Source organism: Sphingomonas sp. BL2, assembly GCF_056680015.1.
In genome coordinates this window covers 387059-407922 of record NZ_CM155261.1, presented here as the reverse complement: position 1 = coordinate 407922, position 20864 = coordinate 387059, and the positions used below count along the sequence as shown (strand labels likewise).

The following is a 20864-nucleotide window of genomic DNA, read 5'->3' as shown; positions in this document are numbered from 1 at the left end:
GGGGCGAAGCTAGGCGCAACCGGGGCGCGGGGGCAATCGGTCTGACAGACTTTAGTGGCGCGGCATGGTCGACGGCGCGGTCGAGGACGAGAACGGCCGGGCCTTCGCGCCCTTGCCCCAGAGTTTGTTCGGTTTCGCGGCCATCACGAAGCGAAGCTCGCCGCCCTGGCGGATCTCATCGTCGCGCAGATAGCTGCGGGTGAGGGGCGTGCCGTTGAGCGTGACCGAGCGGATATAGGGGTTGGCGTCCGACAGATTGTCCGTCCGGATCGCGAACTGCTTGCCGCCCGGGAGCGCGAGCGTCGCCTGTGACAGGAACGGGCGGCCGATGACATATTCGTTCGATCCCGGCGCGACCGGGTAGAAGCCGAGCGCGGTGAAGACGAGCCATGCGGACATCTGGCCGAGATCGTCGTTGCCGCTCAGCCCCTCCGGTTTGGCGCCATATTGGCTCCGCACGATCTGGCCGAGCCGCTCCTGCGTCCGCCACGGTGCGCCGGCGTAATTGTAGAGATAGGCGACGTGGTGGCTCGGTTCGTTGCCGTGGATATATTGGCCGATCAGCCCGGCGATATCCTCCGCGTGGCTGTAATCGACCTTCGAATTGTCGAAGTCGAACATCGCGTCGAGTTTCCTGACGGTCTTCGCGTCGCCGCCGAGTAGACGGAACAAGCCCGCCTGATCCTGCGGCACGAACCAGCTATATTGCCACGCATTGCCCTCGGTATAATCGGAGCCGTAGTTGATCGCGGTCGGATCGAAGGGCGTGCGGAACGCGCCGTTCGCGAGCCTTGCGCGCAGCCAGCCGGACTTCGCATCGAAGCTGTTGCGCCAGTTGCCCGCGCGCTTCTCGAACCGCTCGGCGATCGCGGTCTTGCCCATCCGCCGCGCCATCCGCGCGATCGTCCAGTCGTCATAGGCGTATTCGACGGTCTTCGACGCGGCCTCCGGCTCCTTGTCGATCGGGACGTAGCCGCGCCGGATATACTCGCCGAGCCCGCCGTAGGAGGCGTGGTCGGCGCTCGCGACCATCGCCTGCAACGCGGCGTCCGCGTCGAAGCCGCGAATGCCCTTCATATACGCGTCGGCGATGACGGGGACGGCGTGATAGCCGATCATCGTCCACGTCTCGCGCCCGGCGAATTGCCAGACCGGAAGGATGTTATCGGGGCTGTGTTGCTGACTGGCGATCAGCGAGCGGACGATGTCGCTATTGGTCTTCTCGGGCTGGATCAGCGTCAGTAGCGGGTGTTCGGCGCGGAACGTGTCCCAGAGGGAAAAGGTCGATCGGACGGTGAAGCCATCGGCCTGATGCACCTGGTCGTCGGGTCCCCGGTAACGCCCGTCGCTGTCGCTCCACACGCTGGGGGCGAGCAGGCTGTGGTAAAGCGCAGTCGCGAAGATGCGGCGCATCGGTGCGGGCGCCTCGAACTTGACGGCGCCGAGTGCGGTATCCCAGTCGCCCTGCGTCCTGGCGCGCACGGTGTCGAAACCGCCGGGTTCGCTGTCGAGGTTGGCGAGCGCACCGGCTTCGTCGACACCGGAGATCCCGACCTTCACTTCTAGCGGAACGTCGAGCGGGCCGAAATCCAGCCGCGCCTCCAGCGCTTGGCCGAGCTTTTCCGCGAGCGCATCACTGCCGCGGCCTGGGCCCTGGAACCCCTTGTACGGGATATCCTTCTCGCGGTTGACGAGCGCGTGGCCGACCAGCGGCGCGGAGAACCGCATCGCGAAGTAGAGCTTTCGCCCGGGCGCCCAGCCGCGTGTCTCGCGGAAGCCGGTGAGCACGCCGTCGTCGCGCAGGTGCAGCCCCGACCACAGGATCTTGCCGGGGTAATTATAGAGTGACGACCGGAGATCGACGACGAGGTGCGCGGCCTTGCCCTTCGGGAAGCTGTAGCGATGCACGCCGATCCGGGTGCCCGCCGTCATCTCCGCGCGTACGCCGGGCCCGTCGAGCGTAACGGCATAATAGCCAGGCTTGGCGACTTCGCTGGCGTGGGAAAAGCGCGAGCGATAGCCGGGTGCGGCGGGCGTGCCGGGGTCCATCGACACGGCGTCGCCCGATACCGGCATGACGAGGATGTCGCCGAGATCGGAATGTCCCGCGCCCGAGAAATGCGTGTGGCTGAACCCCTCGATCGTCGGATCGTCGTAGCGATAGCCGGCAGCATGGCCGTAGCAGGTACGGATCACGCAGGAGGTATCGGTGTCCGGCGACAACTGGACCATGCCGAACGGCGCGACCGCGCCGGGGAAGGTGTGCCCTTCGCCGCCCGTGCCGATGAACGGATCGACCGCATCGCTCGGTTTGGCGATATCCTGCGCGAAGGCGGTGCCGGCGAGGATCGTGGTGAACAGTGCACCCGCGAGGCACGATCGTGTGAAGATGGACATCGAGGTCACCCGTTCGGAGGGAAATAGGCGGGGAGCTTGCCGGGTGCCAGGTGAACCATATCGCGCGCGTCCCCTCTATTCGTTCGGGTGCCAGACTGGCTTCATCGCCAGCTCTTGCGCAACCGCAGAAGTGGATTAGAACATCAAATTGGATAATTCAAACGAACAGTTTGGAAGCGGGGGGATGCGGAAGATGGTCTTCAGACCGGGCCGATGTGCCATGCGTTCACTGAACGCCAATAGTGTGCGCTTGCCAAGCCTTCGCAATCGCGGGATCACTTCGTCGCCAACGCTGACGTCGCTATGTTGCAGCGCAGTACGGCTTCGTCTTCTGTTCTCCAGCCTGGATGATCGGTCCGCATGACTCTTCAAACGCCGCCGCGTCTGTCGGGAACCAACCTCGAGCGCGCCGCCGACCACAACCAGCGCGTGACGCTGCATGCCATTCGCCTCGGCGGATCGCTGACGCGGATCGACCTTGCGAGGATCACCGGGCTGACCGGGCCGGCGATCGCCAACATCACGCGGCGGCTGTTGCAGGAAGGGATGATCGAGGAGGCGGGCCAGCGCCGCGGCGGGCGCGGCCAGCCGCCGACCAAGCTCGTCGTCCGGGCCGACGCGTGCTATTCGATCGGCGTCAATATCGACCGCGACCACATCACGATCGTGCTGGTCGATTTCCTCGCGCAGATCCTCGCGCGCAAGTCGATCGAGATCAGCTTTGCGCTGCCCGACGACGTCCGCGATCTCTTTCGGCGCTCGGTACGCCAGATGCTGAAAAGCGCGAAGGTCGATCCCGCCAAGCTGGTCGGCATCGGCGTGGCGCGACCCGACGACCTCGCGCTGGTCGCGATGCCGGGCCGTCCGGCCGCCTATGCGGCGTGGGACGGGATTGACATGGCGACGCTGTTCGACAAGCCGCTGTCGCTGCCGGTGTTCGTCGAGAACGATGCCGCCGCCGCCGCGATGGGCGAGATGCAGCTAGGCTTCGGACAGAATTACAGCAGTTTCTTCTACATCCTCGTGTCGTCGGGGCTGGGCGGCGGCTTCGTTGCGGATGGCGCGTATGTTCGCGGCACGCACGGGCGCAGCGGCGAGCTGGGGTTCATGGCGGCCGGCGGCGGCAAGCGGGGACGCGAGACCGTGCAGAAACTGGTATCGCTATCCGGACTCGCCGAGCATCTGGCGAATTCAGGTTTCGACATCGGGCAGGTTCTGCATCAGGCCGATTGGGCGCCGGATGTCGAGCTTTGCCTGGAGGAATGGGTCGAGAGGGCGGCGCACACGCTCTGCACGCCCCTCGACGCGATCAACTGCCTGATCGATCCGGCGGTAATCCTGATCGGCGGGCGCCTGCCGAGCCGGTTGGTTGAACGGGTCGCGGAGCGCGTCAACGCGTTGATCCGGGACGCGACCGATGCGCCCGCGATCGCGCCGGTCCGCCGTGCCGCGCTGTCGGAGGATGCGCCGGCGGTCGGTGCGGCGATCCTGCCGTTCAGTCATTTCCTGCTGCCCAAGGCCGCTGCGCTCTGGAAGGATTCCGGCGCGGCAGCCGACTGACGCCGGTAATCGGTTTCGGTACCGCTACCTTGGCATGTGAGGCCTCTGTGCGCTTGGCGTTCCGGAGTGCGGGCTGTTGTCCTCGTTTACGTACGAATACGCGACGGCAGGCGTGAATCCTCGCGGTGTCTTCCCCCAGACTATCGGCGCATCAAAGGGTATTCGCCGAGTTACGTCCGCAACGGTCCAAAACTAGCGCAACAATCTATTTGACAATTTGCTTTTACAATTGGCAAATAGACGGGTCGAGACTGCACGCCGACAGGATCCGATGCAACCGGACAGCCCAACCGAAAACGGGGGCAGGCGCGCTATTCGCAGGGGTAAGTGAGGGGGCGCAGGCATCCTCACGAGGAAGAGGAAAGTCTGATGACCGCAAGCATAGAATCATGCTCGATCGTGGCGCGTCGCCATCGTCCGTTGTCGTTCCTGTTGGCCACGGTCAGTCTTACTGCTGCGTTGGCCGGTGCCGCGCAGGCTCAACAGGCCGCGCCTTCCGCTATGCCTCCCCAGAGCGCGACGCCGTCCGACCAGGCGCAGCCCGCCTCGACTGCTACGGCGGAGTCCGGGCAAGCCGCGGGCGCGACACAGCCAGATGGGTCGGCGCAGGACACTGGCGACATCGTCGTTACCGGGTATCGGCGCTCGATCGAGAAGAGCCTTACCCAGAAGCGCGAGGCGAACGCGTTCGTCGACGTCATCACCGCCGAAGACGTCGGCAAGTTTCCCGACAAGAACGTCGCCGATGCGTTGCAGCGCGTGCCGGGCGTGGTCATCACCCGCGACGGCGGCGAAGGTAGCCGCGTCAGTATCCGCGGCCTTCAGTCGGGCCTGACGCTCACCTTGCTCAACGGCAATTTTCTGGCCGGCGCCGACAGTGGCGAGCCGCAGCGATCGTTCAACTACGTCCTGCTGCCGTCGACCTTCATCGCCAGTACCGAGGTCTATAAGTCGCCCGAAGCGCGGCTCGAAGAGGGCGGCGTCGGCGGCACGATCATCCTCAACACGCGGCGGCCGTTCGACGTGCCGGCGTGGTCGGGCTTCGTCTCCGCCGAGGGTACGTATTCGGACACGACCGAGAAGTACGAACCGCAGCTTGGCGGGCAGGTGTCTTGGAAGAACAAGGAGGAGACGTTCGGCCTGCTGGTCGGCGGCGTCTGGCAGAAGCGCACCAACCGCGAGCTGCGTAGTTCGTCCGAGAGCTGGCTGTGGTGGAGTGACCGCGACGCACAGGGCAACGTCCGGAAGCCAGCGACCGACGTCAACGGCAAGACATTCGAGAATAACGACGCGATTTCCTACTGGCCGGGCCAGGGCACGACCGCGCGCGATGGCACGCATTATTCGGGCTATTGGGCACCGCAGTCGGTCAACGCCGAAGTCTTCGACCAGGAGCGCGAGCGGTACGGGATCCAGGCGACCGCACAGTTCAAGCCGTTCGAGTCGGTCACGGTCACCGCGAACTATTTCCGGTTCGGCTATAGCAGCAACTTTACCTCTAACGTGTTGAAGATCCCGGAATGGGGTTACGACAATTTCTTCACCGGCGCGACGTTCGACAAGAGCGGCACGATCTTCCAGTCGGCCAATTTCGCGGTACCGGCGGCGGGAACGGGCTGCCTCGCGCGCCCGACCCCGTGCACGATGGAGACGCCGCAGATCGCCGGCACGTACAGTCGCGAGAAACAGGTTTCGAACACCTTCGAGACCGAGGTCAAATATAGCCAGGATCGCTTCGACGCCGTCCTGAAACTGGGCAAGACCAAGTCGAGCGGTGGCCCTTCGGTGCGCTTCAGCGTTGCCGCCAAGCCCCGCCTGACGACGCCCGGCCGGGAGCAGAACGGCAATCTGGTGAGCAACTGGAACATCTCTGACGGCATCGCCAATTTCGAGTTCTCGCCCGAACTGCAGAACAACATCCGCAACGGGATCGCGCAGATCGACGTGGGCTCGACCAACTCGAGCTTCGTCAACAGCGATCTCGGCCAGCGTTATGCGCAGCTCGACCTGACAAGGCGGTTCGACGGGTTCCTGAAGTCGGTGCAGATCGGCGGCAAGTGGCGCGACCTGAAGATCGGCCGCGAGACCGGCCGCAATGACTGGTATGCCGATCCGGCGACGTTGCTCCGTTATCAGGATACTGCCGCTGGCGCCGTCGCGCGGCCTGAATTCTTTTATGCGAACCAGATCGGCAACATCAACGGCGGCTTCAACGCGAACGTCGTGCCGGGCATCAATTTCGACGAATATCTGAAGTATCTGAATTCGACCTACGGCCAGGCGGTGCGGGTGTACGAACCCGACTTCGTCTATGCGCTGGGGGAGCGGGTCTTCGCCGGTTACGCGCAGGTGAACTTCGGGACCGGTGGTCTTCGCGGTAACGTCGGCCTCCGCATGGCGAACACGAAACAGTCGGGCAATACCTCCGACCGACTGCAATATCTCAACGACTATTGCGTCAACGGCCCCGGCGGGGCGGCCGATCCCAACCGTCCGCTCGGCCCCGATGGCAACTGCCAGGTGCTGCCGCTCAGCGTGCGCGAGACGATCGTCAACACGCGTGCCGACCAGTCGAAGACGTACACGGACTGGCTGCCGAGCTTCAACGTATCGTACGAAGTCACGCCTGGTCTCCTCGTTCGCGGCGCCGTCGCGAAGGTGATCGCCCGACCATCGTTCGAGAATCTGGGGTCGCAGCGGTCGTTGACGTTCCGCTCGGACGCCTATGCGTTCGATCGTGGCCAGTTCGGCGAGTTTGCCGGCTGGTCGGGCAGCGGCGGCAATTCGGACCTGAACCCGTTCTCGGCGTGGCAATATGATCTCGGCATCGAATGGTATTTCCACCGCGGTTCGGTGCTCGGCGCGACCTTCTTCCGCAAGGACGTGTCGGACTTCGTGGTGCCGTTGGTGCTCAACGTCACCCGCGACGTCAACGGAACGCAGCAGCTGATCCAGCCGTATTCGACGGTCGCAAACGGGTCGAACGCACGCTCGCAGGGTGTCGAGCTGTACGCGCAGCACACGCTGTCGTTCGGTCTCGGCGCGCAGGTCAACTTCACCTACAACGACACCTCGGTGGCGGACGTGACGCTCGACGGGCGGAAGGTCGGCTTGTCCGCGTTGGTCGGCAGCGCCAAGACGCAGGTCAACGCGTCGGTCTTCTATGAGCACGGCAAGGTGCTGATGCGCGCCTCGTACAACCGGCGCGGCGAAGTCGTCGGCGGGTTGCAGTCGGGCCTGAACGAATACACCGATCCCTATGCGCAAGTCGATCTCAACGCGGCCTATGCGCTGACCGACCGGTTGAACCTCACCGCCTCGGTGATCAACCTCACCAAGGCCGAGGAAAGCCGCCATCTCGGCAACGATACGAAGGACCGCTTCACCTACCGGAATTACTTCGGGCGGCGGGCCTATGTCGGCGTGTCGTTCAACTTCTGATGACCTGGTTTGATCGGCTTGTCTCTCGGGTGGCGCCTTCGCGGCGCTACCCTCCCTTTTCTCGCAGCGTCGCGTCACCGCATGTGGGCGAAACGCGCGGACGGCGCGGGGTTCGGATCGCGCTGACCGCGTCGGCGCTGATGATGTGCGGGTTGGCGAGTGCGTCGAACCCGATCGTTCCCGGCTGGTATGCCGACCCCGAGATCCGCGTGTTCGCCGGCCGCTACTGGATCTATCCGACCTATTCGGATCACTACGGCAAGCCCGACGTCACCAGTCGTTTCTCAGCCGCGCAGAAATTAGCGCGGCAACGCAAGACGGTGCGTCCGTCCTACGGCATGCAGACCTTCTTCAATGCGTTCTCGTCACCCGACCTGGTGCACTGGACCAAGCATGGCCACGTGTTCGACGTGCGGAACGCCGCCTGGGCGGCCTATGCGATCTGGGCGCCATCGGTGATTCAGGCGAACGGGCGCTATTACATGTTCTTCAGCGCGAACGACATCCAGAGCGATGCGGAGGTTGGCGGGATCGGCCTCGCGGTGAGCGAGCGGCCCGGTGGTCCGTTCAAGGACGCGATCGGCAAGCCGCTGGTCGGCGCGTTCCACAACGGCGCGCAACCGATCGACCCGTTCGCGTTTCGCGATCACGATGGCCAGGTCTATCTGTTCTACGGCGGCTGGAAGCATTGCAACGTCGTCCGGCTCAGCCCCGACCTCAAGCGCATCCTGCCGTTCGCCGATGGCTCGACCTACAAGGAAGTGACGCCACCCGGCTATGTCGAGGGCTCGTTCATGATCGAGCGCAAGGGCGTCTATTACCTGATGTGGTCGGAGGGCGGCTGGACCGGTCCGGACTATAGCGTCGCCTATGCGACCGGGCCGGGACCGACCGGTCCGTTCACGCCGCGCGGCAAGATCCTGTCACAGGACCTGCGCATCGCGCGCGGGGCGGGGCATCACTCGGTGGTCAACGTGCCGGGTACCGACGACTGGTACATCGCGTATCACCGCCGCCCGCTCGACACCGATCGCGGCGAACACCGCCAGATCGCGATCGACAGGATGGTCTTTGCCGCCGATGGTCGGATCGAGCCGGTGGTGATGACCGATGCGGGCGTGAAGCCGCGACCGATCGGCGTGCAGAAGCCGACACGAAATTCAGGGAGAGCGATGTGAGAAACAGGGTGATCGCCAATTTGCGCGGCACGGTAGCGGCGGTCGCGTCGCTCGCTCTCGTCGCGCCCGCGCCGACACTGGCCCAGACTAGGGCTCCGACGGCCGCCGCGTCGGCCAACGGCGCGATGCAGCCGCAAGACCAGCCTTCGGTCGATCTGGTCAACCCGCTGATGGGGACCGATTCCGACTACACCTTGTCCTATGGCAATACCTATCCCGCGGTGGCTGTGCCGTGGGGGATGAACTTCTGGACGCCGGTCACCGGCAAGACCAACAGCGGCTGGGGCTACACCTATGACGCGAACAAGATCAACGGCATCAAGCAGACGCACCAGCCCAGTCCCTGGATGAACGACTACGCTGCGTTCTCGCTGATGGCGACGACCGGTGCGCTGAAGGTGAAGGAGGACGAGCGCGCGTCCTGGTACAGCCACAAGGCGGAGGACAGTCGGCCGTACAGCTACAAGGTCTATCTCGCCGATTACGACGTGACCGCGGAGGTCGCGCCGACCAACCGCGCCGCGCAGTTCCGATTCACCTTCCCGCAGAGCAACGACGCGCACATCATCCTCGACGGCTATGCCGGCGGCTCAATGGTCTCGATCGACAAGGTCAAGCGGCGCATCACCGGCTATGTCCGCAACAACCACGGCGGCGTGCCGGACAATTTCCACAATTACTTCGTCGCCGAATTCGACCACGACTTCACCGTCAGCCAGACCTGGGACGGCAAGGGCCAGGTCAGCGCGACGCCGACCCGCGAGGGCGATCATGTCGGCGCGGTCGTCAGCTTCAAGACGCGCAAGGGCGAGCAGGTCGGCGTCAAGGTCGCGTCGTCGTTCATCAGCCTGGAACAAGCCGAGCGCAATCTGCGCGGCGAGATCGGCGGCGACGGGTTCGAGCAGACCAAGACCAAGGCGAAGGCGATCTGGCAGCGCGAGTTCGACCGCGTCCAGGTTACCGATCCCAACCTCGACAACCGCCGCATCTTCTATTCCGCGCTGTACCGCATGCTGCAGTTCCCGCGGATGTTCCACGAGGTCGATGCCAAGGGCCAGACCGTCCACTACAGCCCGTATGACGGCAAGGTGCACCCGGGCTTCCTCTATACCGACAACGGTTTCTGGGACACGTGGCGCGCGGTCTTCCCATTCTTCGCGCTGATGTATCCCGAGCGCGACAGCGAGATCATGCAGGGGCTGGTCAACACCTACAAGGAGTCCGGCTGGCTGTCCGAATGGGCCAGCCCCGGCCACCGCGACGTGATGATCGGATCGAACTCGGCGAACCTGATCGCCGACGCGTATCTGAACGGCGTGCGTGGGTTCGACGTCGAGACCTTGTACGAGGCAATGGTTAAGAACGCGACGACATCGCAGGGCCGCCCGGTCGACAAGAAGGGCAAGGTCGTCGGCGCGGTCGGGCGCGAGGGCGTCGAATACTACAACCGCCTCGGCTATGTGCCCTATGACGTCGGCATCAACGAGAATGCCGCGCGTACGCTCGAATACGCCACCGCGGACTTCTCGATCTCGCGGCTTGCGGCGGCACTCGGCAAGACCGAGGATGCGAAGCTCTACGCCACCCGCGCGCAGAATTACCGTAAGCTCTACGACACGCAGAGCGGCTGGATGCGCGGTCGTAACAAGAACGGCAGCTGGTCGACGCCGTTCAGCCCGTACAAATGGGGCGATGCCTTCACCGAGGGCAATGCGCTGCATTACAGCTGGTCGGTGATGCAGGACGTGCAGGGGCTGGCCGACCTGATGGGTGGGCGCGAAGCGTTCGTGAAGCGGCTCGATTCGATCTTCACCACGCCGCCGATCTTCGACGACAGCTATTACGGGCAGACCATCCACGAGATCCGCGAGATGCAGATCGTCGACATGGGGCAATATGCGCACGGCAACCAGCCGATCCAGCACATGACCTATCTCTACGACTGGGCGGGCGCACCGTGGAAGACGCAATATCACGTCCGCGACGTGATGAAGAAGCTCTACTCGCCCGCGCCCGACGGCTATCCCGGTGACGAGGACAACGGCCAGACCTCGGCATGGTACGTGTTCTCCGCGCTCGGCTTCTACCCGGTCACGCCTGCGGTCGGGCAATATGCGATCGGCAGCCCGCTGTTCCAGACCGTGAAGCTGACGATGCCGGGCGGCAAGATCCTGACGATCGAGGCGGCGAACAACGGCCCCGGCAATGTCTACATCCAGTCGGCGAGCTTCAACGGCACCCCGCACGACAAGCCCTGGCTGACGCGCGCGGCGTTGCAGCAGGGCGGCACGCTGCGGTTCGTGATGGGGCCGACGCCGAACACCGCCTGGGGATCGGCAAAGGCGGATGCGCCGTTCTCAATGAGCGCACCGGTGGCGGGACGTTGACCATGGAGACCGGAATGCGCCTTCGTCGACGCGACGTCATGACGGGTGCCGCCGCGTTGGCCGTCACCGCGAGCGTGCCGCGCGCCGCCGCCGCCGCCGCACCACGCGTGAGCAAGCGACCGCCACGCGGCCAGCGCCGCTTCGTCAGCCCCGCGGTCGAGGCCGAGATCGCGCGCGTGAAGGCGAAGATCGCCGACCCCGAACTCGCCTGGCTGTTCGAGAATTGCTATCCCAACACGCTCGACACCACGGTCAAGATCGGCACGGTCGATGGCAAACCCGGGGGCAAGCCTGACGCGTTCGTCATCACCGGCGATATCGAGGCGCTGTGGCTGCGCGACAGTTCGGCGCAGATGCAGACCTATGTGCACCTCGCGCCGAAGGATGCCGGCCTGCGCCGTGTCTTCACCGGGCTGATCGCGCGGCAGGCGCGGTGCATCCTGATCGACCCTTATGCCAACGCGTTCATGGAGGATCCGACCGCCAAGTCGAACCTCGGCGCGCGGACCGACCAGACCGACATGAAGCCGGGCGTCGCCGAGCGGAAGTGGGAGATCGATTCGCTCTGCTACCCGTTGCGGCTCGCGCACGGCTATTGGACCGCGACGCGCGACAAGACGCCGTTCGACGATCTGTGGGCGAAGGCGATGCGCCGCGCGGTCGCGACTTTCCGCGAACAGCAGCGCAAGGACGGCAAGGGCCCGTATCATTTCCAGCGCCTGAACGTCTCGCCGACCGAGACGCTGATGTTCGAGGGCTACGGCGCCCCGACGCGGAAGGTCGGCCTGATCCATTCGATGTTCCGCCCGTCGGACGATGCGTGCCTCTATCCGTTCCTGATCCCGTCGAACCTGTTCGCGGTGTCGGCGTTGCGCATGCTGGCGACGGTCCAGCGCGAGGCGCGCGGCGATATGGCGGGCGCGACCGACAGCGAGGCGCTGGCGACCGAGGTCGAGGCGGCGTTGCGCAAGCATGGCAGGATGCCGGACGGGCAGGGCGGCGAGGTCTGGGCGTATGAGGTCGATGGCTTCGGCAACGCGATCTTCATGGACGACGCCAACGTGCCGAGCCTGTCGGGCCTGCCGCTGCTCGGCGCGGCGGATCGCAGCGACCCGCTGTTCCGCCGCACCGCCGCGCTCGCGTGGAGCGATCGCAACCCGTATTTCTTCACCGGCACCGCCGCGCGCGGGATCGGCGGCCCGCATATCGGGCTCGACATGATCTGGCCGATGTCGATCATCACGCACGCGTTGAACAGCGACGACGACTCCGTGATCCGCCAGTGCCTCGCATGGCTGAAGACCACGCACGGCGGCACGGGGTTCATGCACGAATCCTTCCACAAGGACGATCCGGCCAAGTTCACGCGCAGCTGGTTCGCCTGGGCCAATGGATTGTTCGGCGAGCTGATCCTCGACCTCGAGCGCCGCAAGCCTGCCTTGCTGGCCGCCCGCTACTGATATGAATTCCGGGAGATACACATGACCACCGCCAACCGCCGCCAGGTGCTCGCCGGCACCGGGCTCGCGGGCCTCGCCGCCGCGTTGCCCGTCACCAATGCCGCGGCCGCGCAGGCGCCGGTCGCGGGCAAGCCAGACCTGTTCGTCGGTACCGGCGGGCACGGCCATACCTATCCCGGTCCATCGCTGCCGTTCGGGATGGTCCAGCTTGGCCCCGACACCGACAACAGCCGCTGGGACGCGTGCTCGGGCTATCACCAGGACGATGGCTCGATCATGGGCTTCAGTCACACGCATCTGTCGGGCACCGGGATCGGCGACATGCTCGACGTGCTGGTCGTGCCGACGCGCGGACCGTTGCAGCTGAAACCCGGCGCGCTCGGCAAACCCGAACAGGGGTATCGCCAGCGTTTTACCGACGAGCTAGCAGAACCCGGCTATTACCGCGTGAAGCTCGAATCGGGCGTGCTCGCGGAACTGACCGTGACGGAGCGGACCGGCCACCACCGCTACAGCTTCCCGCAAGGGCCGGGGCACATACTGGTCGACTTCGCGCACATGATCCTCGATGTCTGGGACAAGGGGACGTTGATCGACGAGGCATCGCTGGCAATCTCCCCCGACGGGATGCTGACGGGCAGCCGCCGCGTCCACCGCTGGGCGAAGGGCCGGCGCATCCATTTCGCGATCCAGCTCTCGCGCAAACCCGACCGCGTCCAGTTCTTCGGCGACGACGACGCGGCTGCACCCGCGGGCGCTAAGGGCGTCACCGGCAACCGCCTGAAGGTCGCGTTGTTCTTCGACCAGGCGGGCGGCGCGCCGATCCTGATCAAGACCGGCATCTCCGCGGTCGACGTCGCCGGCGCCAAGGCTGCGCTCGACGGCGAGGCGGCAGGGTGGCAGTTCGACGCGCTGCGGCGCTCGGCGGCGCGCACGTGGCAGGCCGAACTCGACCGCGTCCGCGTCGATGGCGGCACGCCCGAACAGCGCACGATCATGGCAAGCGCGCTGTACCACGCGTTCCTGTCGCCAACGCTCTTCACCGACCGCGACGGCCGCTATGTCGGGCTCGACCGCAAGGTGCACCAGACGACCGCCGCCGAACCCGCGTTCAGCACCTATTCGATGTGGGACACCTACCGCGCGCTGCATCCGCTATTGACCCTCGTCCAGCCCGACAAGGCGGCGCAGTTCACGCGGGACCTCGTCCGCCAGACCGTGCAGAGCCCGACCGGATCGCCGGTTTGGCCGCTGCAGGGCGTCGAGACCGCGTGCATGATCGGCTGGCATTCGGTGTCGGTGCTCGCCGAAGCCTGCGCCAAGGGGATCAAGGCGGATTACGCCGCGGCGTGGCCGCAGATCCGCAGCCGTGCGTTCGATCGCAGCTTTCCGGACGTCGACAGCACGCTTGGCCGCGGCTTCTATTACGACCTCGGTTTCGTGCCTGCGGACAAGACCTGGGAGTCGGTCAGCCGCACGCAGGAATATGCCTATGACGACTGGGCGATGGCGGTGCTCGCCGACGCGGCTGGCGCTAAGGCCGACGCCGCCGCACTGCGCAAGCGCAGCCTCAACTACCGCAACGTCATCGACCCCAGGATCGGCTTCGCCCGGCCGCGCTTCGCCGATGGCAGCTGGTGGGCCGATTACGATCCGATCCAACTTGGCCACAATCCCGAGAAACAGCGCGACTATACCGAGGCGAACGGGTGGCAGGCGACGTTCCTCAACCAGCACGACGTCTATGGCCTGATCGGTTTGTTTGGCGGCGATGCGGGGTTCGTGACGAAGCTCGATGCGCTGTTCACCGCGCCGTCGACGCTCCCCAAGAATGCGCCGCCCGACATCACCGGGCTGGTCGGGCAATATGCGCACGGCAACGAGCCGGACCAGCACGCCGCCTATCTCTACGCCTATGCGGGCGCGCCGTGGAAGACGCAGGCGATGGTCCGTCGCCTGCTGACCGAGATGTACAAGGCCGAGCCAGACGGCGTCATCGGCAACGACGATTGCGGCCAGATGAGCGCGTGGTTCATCCTGTCGGCGCTCGGCTTCTACCCGGTCGACCCGGTCAGCGGAGTTTATGTCTTCGGCTCGCCGCTGTTCGACACGGCACAGGTCGATCTCGGCCAGGGACGCACGTTGCGCGTCGTCGCGAAGGGCAACGCGCCGGCCAGCCCCTATGTCCAGTCGGTCCGCTGGAACGGCAAGCCCTGGTCACGGAACTGGATCGCCCACGCTGACATCGCGCGCGGTGGCGAACTGGAATTCACGATGGGACCGAAGCCGTCGTCGTTCGGCACGGCCAAGGCCGACCGCCCGCCGTCGTTCGAGCCTAAGCGGCGATAGATAAAAAGACGCCTCGGGAACGACGTTCCCGAGGCGCTGAACCGTTCGCCGACAAGGGGGGGAGCCGACGAACACCCCCTCGCTAAGACGCGGGTGGGGACAAGGACGGGGGCGCATCCGCAACGGCGCTCCCCCAATTCGGATTGGGTCTGGCTCCCATGATCAACTCCAGCCGGGCGCCATCCTTGACGTCAGCGTGGCTGAACCAGGACTTCGTCCACGGCTTGCCGTTCAGCGTCGCCGACTGGATGTAGATGTTGGTCGGCGAGTTGCCGCGGGCGACGATCTCCAGCGTCCGGCCGTTGCCGAGACGGAGCGCGACCTCGTCGAACACCGGACTGCCCAGGACATAGACGTCGCTCGACGGATCGACCGGATAGAAGCCCATCGCGCTCAGCGCATACCAGGACGACGTCGCGCCCTGGTCGTCCATCCCGGGATAGCCATAACCCGACGCATCGCTGCCATAGAGCGTGTCGAGGATACGCCGCGTCAGCGCCTGCGTCTTCCACGGCTGGCCGCTCCACACATAGAGGTACGGCGCGTGCTGGTCGGGCTGGTTGCCCTGCACGTACTGGCCGATCATCCCGGTGCAATCGCGGCAGATACCGGTCGGCGTATAGGGCGTCGCGAAGAACCGATCGAGTTTCGCGTCGAACCGCGCGCGACCACCCAACGCAGCAGCCAGCCCCTGCACGTCGTGCGGGACCAGCCACAGGGTCGACCAGCCCGACGCCTCCTTCATCATGTAATTGTAATACGGCTCCTGCGGATCGAACGGCGCGATCCACGTGCCGTCGGCGGTGCGGCCCCGGACGAAGCCGATCGACGGATCGAACACGTTGCGCCAGTTGGACCCGCGCGTGCGGAACAGCTTTGCGTCGTCGGTCTTGCCGAGCCGCTCGGCGAAGTCTGCCATCGCATGGTCGTCCCACGCATATTCCAGCGTCGTCGCCGCGCCGGCCTTGCCGCCAGCATAGGGCGGGCTGGGATTGCCCGGCGGAATCTCGTCCGCGATCCAGCCGTTGCGCTGATATTCCGCCAGATAGCCGCGCGGGCCCTTCGGATCGACCGCGTTGCGCCGGAGGAACGCGTACGCCGCGGCATAATCGAACGCGATGCCGCGCTTCCACGCGCCGAGATACAGGAACACCGCGTTGTCGCCGTGGAACGAGGTGTTCATGTACCCCCGCTCGCGCGCCATATCGAGTTCGGAGCGCATCACGTTCTGGACCAGCGCTGGCTCCATCAGCTCGAGCAGCACGATCTGGTTGCGCCCGGTATCCCAGAACGGCACCGGCCCGTACCGGTCATAGGTGGCCGTCTGGATCTTGCCGTTGGTATCGGTGAAGCGCTCGCCCTTGTGCGCCAGCAAACGCGGGCTGGCGAAGGACTGGAAGAGCGTCGAGTAGAACAGCATCCGCTGTTTCGGCGTACCGCCCTTCACCTGCACGCGGTTCAGCAACGCGGCCCATGTGTTCGCCGCGGCCTGGTGGACGCCCTCGAAATTCCACCCCGGCTGTTCCTGTCGCAGGCGTCGTTCGGCGTCAGCAAAGCTCTGGCCGTGCGCGATCTTCACCAGCACCGTCTCATCCTGGCGGGTGGTGAAATTCAGATAGGTGCCGGCGAAGCTGCCGGTGATCGTGCGCGATGCGGGGACGACGTCCTTGTCGCCGATGCCGTAGCCGCGGCTGGTGCCGGGCGACTTGCGGAACGTGCCATAGCCGCTGAACGGCTTGGAGAATTGCGCGACGAAATAGCGGCCGTCGCGCGCATCGTCGTCGCCGCGCTCGGCGGCGATACCCCGCACCTGGTTGTTGCCGACGACCTCGACCTCGCCGCCGCGGCCGGGCAGGTTGAGGATCAGGTGCGATCGCTCGCTGGCCGGAAAAGTGAACCGCATCAGGCTGGTCCACTGCGTCGCGGTCAGTTCCGCCCGAGTCCGGAAGGTGTCGAGATAGACCGAATAATAGCCCGGTCGCGCGACTTCCTTCGCCTTGTCGTAATAGGCCTGGGTATAGGCGGGAGGCACCGTCCAGTCGCCGACCACCGGCATGATGATCGGTCGCGCGCGCGCGCCATAGGATGGCCCGCCGCCACCGGTGAAGCCGATCATTGTCGGGCTTGGATAATGATAGGGCGTCGCGACCCCGGTCGGATAGGTCGCCTCGACGTTGACGTTGACCGGCGCCGCCTCGACCGAGCTGTTGGGCAGTCGCGCACCGGGCGAGGTGATCCCCGAATAGACCGGTTCGCCGGGCGGCGGCGCGTTGCCGATCAGTTCGGGACGATCGAGCGGCGCGGTACCGACCAGGGGGTTGGCTTCCTCGACCGGCGACTTGATCGATTGCTGGCCATGGACCGAACTCAACGGCGTCAGCAACAGCATCGTGGTCGCCGCCAAAGTCCCCGCCAAAGCCGATGGACGATGCGCACGCGCGGGAGAGGCAGGGCGTATGGTGTCCGGCACGGTGCAATCCTCCTCCGCCGCCGGGTCTCTGTACGAACCGCGTGCTGCACCCCGATACTTTATTAAACTAATTTGATTGTCAATAAGGACAGGAGCCCTGGTGCAAGTTCGGTGTCCGGTTCGCGGTCTGGTTTACGCGCGTCGTCGCTGCGCCGGGTCAGTTTGCGCCGTGTCTCGTCGGCGGCGCCGTACTGCTTCGCACGATGAGTTCGTGCTGCAGCGTGACTTGTCGGGACGTGCTGTCGATGCCGCGAAGGATGTCGACGAGCAGATCGACGGTGCGGCGACCGATCATGCCCTTGGGCTGCGCGATCGTCGTTAGCGGCGGCTGGAAATAGCGCGCGAGGGGAAGATCGTCGAAGCCGATCACCGAGACGTCCTTCGGGCATTTGAGCCCTGCGTCGCCGATCACGCTGAGTGCGCCCATCGCCATCTCGTCGCTGAAGCAGAAGATCGCGGTGACGTCGTTGTCGATCAGGTCGCGCGTGTGGCCGATGGCCGAGCCGGCGGAATAGTCGCCGATCCGGATGGAGAGACTGTCGCGCAGCCCAGCGCGGGTCATGGCGTCGATTGCGCCGGCGAGGCGGTCGCGGCTGATCGGGCTGATCTCCGGGCCGGTGATCACGCCGATCCTGCGGTGGCCAAGGTCGATCAAATGCTCGATCGCGTCGACGCTCGCCGCGGCATTGTCGATATGGACGCTGGGGACGCCGAGGTCGGGGCTGTATTCGCAACCGTTGACGATCGGTGCGGCGGTGCCTTTGCGCGCCAGCAGCGGCGCGAGGCTGGCGGGCAGGCGGTGGCCGAGGAAGATTAGCCCGTCGACCTCTCGGCGCGAGAGCATGTCGGCATATTGGTCCTCGACTTCCGGATCGTGCCGCGTGTCGCCGACCACGACCGAATAGCCGGCGTCACGTGCGGCTTCTTCGGCGCCACGGATGACGCTGGCGAAAAACGCGTTGGAGATGTCGGGGACGGTCAGCAGGATCTTGGCGGCGCGCAACGTCCGCAAGCTGCGTGCGGCGACGTTGGGCGTGTAGCCGGACTCGCGAACGACCTCCAGGACGCGTCGCCGCGTTTCCTCGGACACCTGTTCGGGGCGGCTGAGAACGCGCGAAACCGTGGCGGTCGAGACGCCTGCGAGAGCGGCCACTTCGATGATCGTCGGCATAAGGCCGTCATGTATCCGGTCGTCGGCACTGTCGATCTATATCCGATGTAATCCTTTACATTCGATTGGAGGCTCCGTAGCTTCATGTCCGACAAGCAGTAAAACTGCGATCGGAGAGGTGGCGAATGGCCGTTGCGGACACTGCACAATATCCAAAAAGCATGGCCCAGTCGGGTGGTCTGCTGACAGGTCGCTTGAGCGCGATGATGTTCATGCAGTTCTTCGTATGGGGCGCCTGGACCGTCACGCTCGGCCTCGTGATGCAGACCGTCGGGATCGGCAACCTTATCGGCAACGCCTTCTCGGTCGGGCCGATCGCGTCGATCGTCGGCTCGTTCCTGCTCGGCATGGCGGCGGCGCGGTACGTCAGCCCACGGATGCTGATGGTCATCCTGCATCTGGTCGGCGGGGTGCTGTTGTTCGTACTGCCGTCGCTGGTGACACCGGAGAATGGCGGGACCTTCGTCTGGCTACTGCTCTGCTACATGATCCTCTACATGCCGACGGTCGGCCTCGCGAACACGATCGCGCTGAAGAGCTTTGGCGAGCGGACCGACAAGTTCCCGTTCGTCCGTGCGTTCGGCACGCTCGGGTGGATCACGGCGGGGTTGATCATCGGTTGGGCGGGGCTGTCGGCGAGCCCCGAGATCTTCCGCGTCGCGGCGGTCGTCTCGATCGCGCTGGGGCTCTACAGCTTCACCTTGCCGAACGTCACTGCGGACGCGCCGCGCGACGAGAGTGTGCTCCGGCAGGTGTTCTGCGTCGAGGCGTTCGGGTTGCTCAAGCAGCGCTCGTTCCTGATCTTCATGACCTGCGCGACGCTGATCTCGATCCCGCTGGCGATGTATTACGCCTATGCCTCGCCCTATGTCGGCGCGACCGGGATCAGCAACGTCGGCGGCACGCTCGCGATCGGGCAGATGTCCGAACTCGTCTTCATGTTCTCGATGCCGTGGCTGTACCGCCGGTTCGGCGTGAAGCCGCTGCTGCTCGTCGGCATGGCGGCATGGGCGCTGCGCTATGCCTTGTTCGCGATCGGCGATGGCGGATCGTCACTGTGGGCGGTGTATCTCGGCGTCGCGCTGCACGGCGTGTGCTATGATTTCTTCTTCGTCGCCGGCGCGATCTACACCGGCACGATCGCCACGCCGAAAGGGGTGAACGCGCAGGCGCAGGGCATGCTGACGCTGTTTACCTACGGCGTCGGCATGCTGCTCGGATCGCAGATCGGCGCGCTGTTGTATGCGCAATTGCCCACATCGCCGACCATCGCCGACTGGCAGCATATGTGGTGGTATCCCGCCATTGCCGCGGCCGTGATCGCGCTGCTGTTCCAGTTCACGTTCCGCGACGACACCAGGAAGATCACAGCATGACCGGCGTGAAGGGCCCCGGGATATTCCTCGCCCAGTTCCTTGGCGAAGAAGCGCCGTTCGACACGCTCGACGGTCTGGCGGAATGGGCGGCGGGGCTCGGCTATGTCGGCGTCCAGATCCCCTGCAACGCGCAACTGATCGACCTGAAGCTCGCCGCCGAGAGCAAGACCTATTGCGACGACCTCCGGGGTAGCCTTGCCAAGCACGGCATCGAAGTCACCGAGCTGTCGACGCATCTGCAAGGCCAGCTCGTCGCGGTGCACCCGGCGTACGACACGCTGTTCGACGGCTTCGCGCCCCCCGAGGTCCACGGCAAACCTGCCGAGCGCCAGCTGTGGGCGGTCGAACAGGTCAAGCTCGCCGCGCGCGCCAGCGCCAATCTGGGCCTGTCCGCGCATGCCACCTTCTCTGGCGCACTGGCTTGGCCGTACGTCTATCCATGGCCGCAACGGCCCGCCGGGCTGATCGAGGAAGCGTTCGCCGAACTCGCGCGGCGCTGGACTCCGATCCTCGACGTGTTCGAAGAGGTGGGCGTCGATTGCGCGTTCGAGGTCCATCCGGGCGAGGACGTCCATGACGGCGCGACCTGGGAGCGGTTCCTGGCGGCCGTCGACAACCATCCGCGTGCACGGCTGTTGTTCGATCCGTCGCATTTCGTGTTGCAGCAGCTCGACTATCTCGACTTCATCGACCGCTATCACGACCGGATCTCTTGCTTCCACGTCAAGGATGCCGAGTTCAATCCGAACGGGCGCACCGGCGTCTATGGCGGCTACGAGAACTGGGTCGACCGCGCCGGCCGGTTCCGTTCGCTCGGCGACGGGCAGGTCGATTTCTCCGCGATCTTCAGCAAGATGGCGCAATATGGCTATGAGGGTTGGGCGGTGCTTGAGTGGGAGTGCGCGCTGAAAAGGTCCGACGACGGAGCCTGCGAAGGCGCGCCGTTCATCCGCGACCACATCATCCGCAAGACCGAGCGCTCGTTCGACGATTTCGCCGCCAGCGGCGTCGACCGCACCGCGATCCGCACGCTGCTCGGGCTGCTTGAGGAGCGGCCGTGACCCGGCTTCGTCTC

The 20864-nt window shown here is 65.3% G+C and carries 11 protein-coding genes; 8 read left to right on the top strand and 3 right to left on the bottom strand.

The window, feature by feature from the left end; all coding sequences use genetic code 11:
* Positions 1-51: 51 nt before the first annotated feature.
* Positions 52-2397 (bottom strand): GH92 family glycosyl hydrolase, encoded by a 2346-nt coding sequence (locus tag AC1ME3_RS01775; RefSeq protein ID WP_480954595.1) that lies wholly within the window; start codon positions 2395-2397, stop codon positions 52-54.
* Positions 2398-2757: 360 nt separating this feature from the next.
* Here AC1ME3_RS01775 and AC1ME3_RS01770 point away from each other — a divergent pair, with 360 nt between their 5' ends.
* The 6 genes from AC1ME3_RS01770 to AC1ME3_RS01745 all read left to right on the top strand — a co-directional run bounded on the left by AC1ME3_RS01770 (position 2758) and on the right by AC1ME3_RS01745 (position 14772).
* The gene (locus AC1ME3_RS01770) at positions 2758-3957 is read left to right on the top strand and encodes an ROK family transcriptional regulator (protein WP_480954594.1); all 1200 of its coding nucleotides are present in this window, start codon (positions 2758-2760) and stop codon (positions 3955-3957) included.
* A gap of 369 nt (positions 3958-4326) precedes the next feature.
* The gene (locus tag AC1ME3_RS01765; protein ID WP_480954593.1) at positions 4327-7398 is read left to right on the top strand and encodes a TonB-dependent receptor; all 3072 of its coding nucleotides are present in this window, start codon (positions 4327-4329) and stop codon (positions 7396-7398) included.
* Between the two features lie 83 nt (positions 7399-7481).
* Positions 7482-8576 carry a glycoside hydrolase family 43 protein gene (locus AC1ME3_RS01760; RefSeq protein ID WP_480954592.1) on the top strand — a complete coding sequence of 365 codons (1095 nt, stop codon included), beginning with the start codon at positions 7482-7484 and terminating at the stop codon, positions 8574-8576.
* A 125-nt stretch (positions 8577-8701) separates the two neighbouring features.
* The gene (locus tag AC1ME3_RS01755) at positions 8702-10963 is read left to right on the top strand and encodes a GH92 family glycosyl hydrolase (protein WP_480955886.1); all 2262 of its coding nucleotides are present in this window, start codon (positions 8702-8704) and stop codon (positions 10961-10963) included.
* Between the two features lie 14 nt (positions 10964-10977).
* Positions 10978-12423: a glycoside hydrolase family 125 protein gene (locus AC1ME3_RS01750; protein WP_480954591.1), complete on the top strand. Its 1446-nt coding sequence runs from the start codon at positions 10978-10980 to the stop codon at positions 12421-12423.
* 21 nt (positions 12424-12444) lie between these two features.
* Positions 12445-14772, top strand: coding sequence for a GH92 family glycosyl hydrolase (locus AC1ME3_RS01745; protein WP_480954590.1), 2328 nt, complete (start codon positions 12445-12447; stop codon positions 14770-14772).
* Positions 14773-14854: 82 nt separating this feature from the next.
* Here AC1ME3_RS01745 and AC1ME3_RS01740 read toward each other — a convergent pair whose 3' ends face one another.
* Positions 14855-17242 (bottom strand): GH92 family glycosyl hydrolase, encoded by a 2388-nt coding sequence (locus AC1ME3_RS01740; RefSeq protein ID WP_480954589.1) that lies wholly within the window; start codon positions 17240-17242, stop codon positions 14855-14857.
* Positions 17243-17399: 157 nt separating this feature from the next.
* Positions 17400-18413 carry a LacI family DNA-binding transcriptional regulator gene (locus AC1ME3_RS01735; RefSeq protein ID WP_480954588.1) on the bottom strand — a complete coding sequence of 338 codons (1014 nt, stop codon included), beginning with the start codon at positions 18411-18413 and terminating at the stop codon, positions 17400-17402.
* Positions 18414-18574: 161 nt separating this feature from the next.
* Here AC1ME3_RS01735 and AC1ME3_RS01730 point away from each other — a divergent pair, with 161 nt between their 5' ends.
* Complete coding sequence (locus AC1ME3_RS01730; RefSeq protein ID WP_480954587.1) at positions 18575-19789, top strand: MFS transporter; 1215 nt, start codon at positions 18575-18577, stop codon at positions 19787-19789.
* Positions 19786-20850 carry a sugar phosphate isomerase/epimerase family protein gene (locus tag AC1ME3_RS01725; protein ID WP_480954586.1) on the top strand — a complete coding sequence of 355 codons (1065 nt, stop codon included), beginning with the start codon at positions 19786-19788 and terminating at the stop codon, positions 20848-20850. Before AC1ME3_RS01730 ends, AC1ME3_RS01725 begins: the two co-directional genes overlap by 4 nt.
* Positions 20851-20864 lie beyond the last annotated feature (14 nt).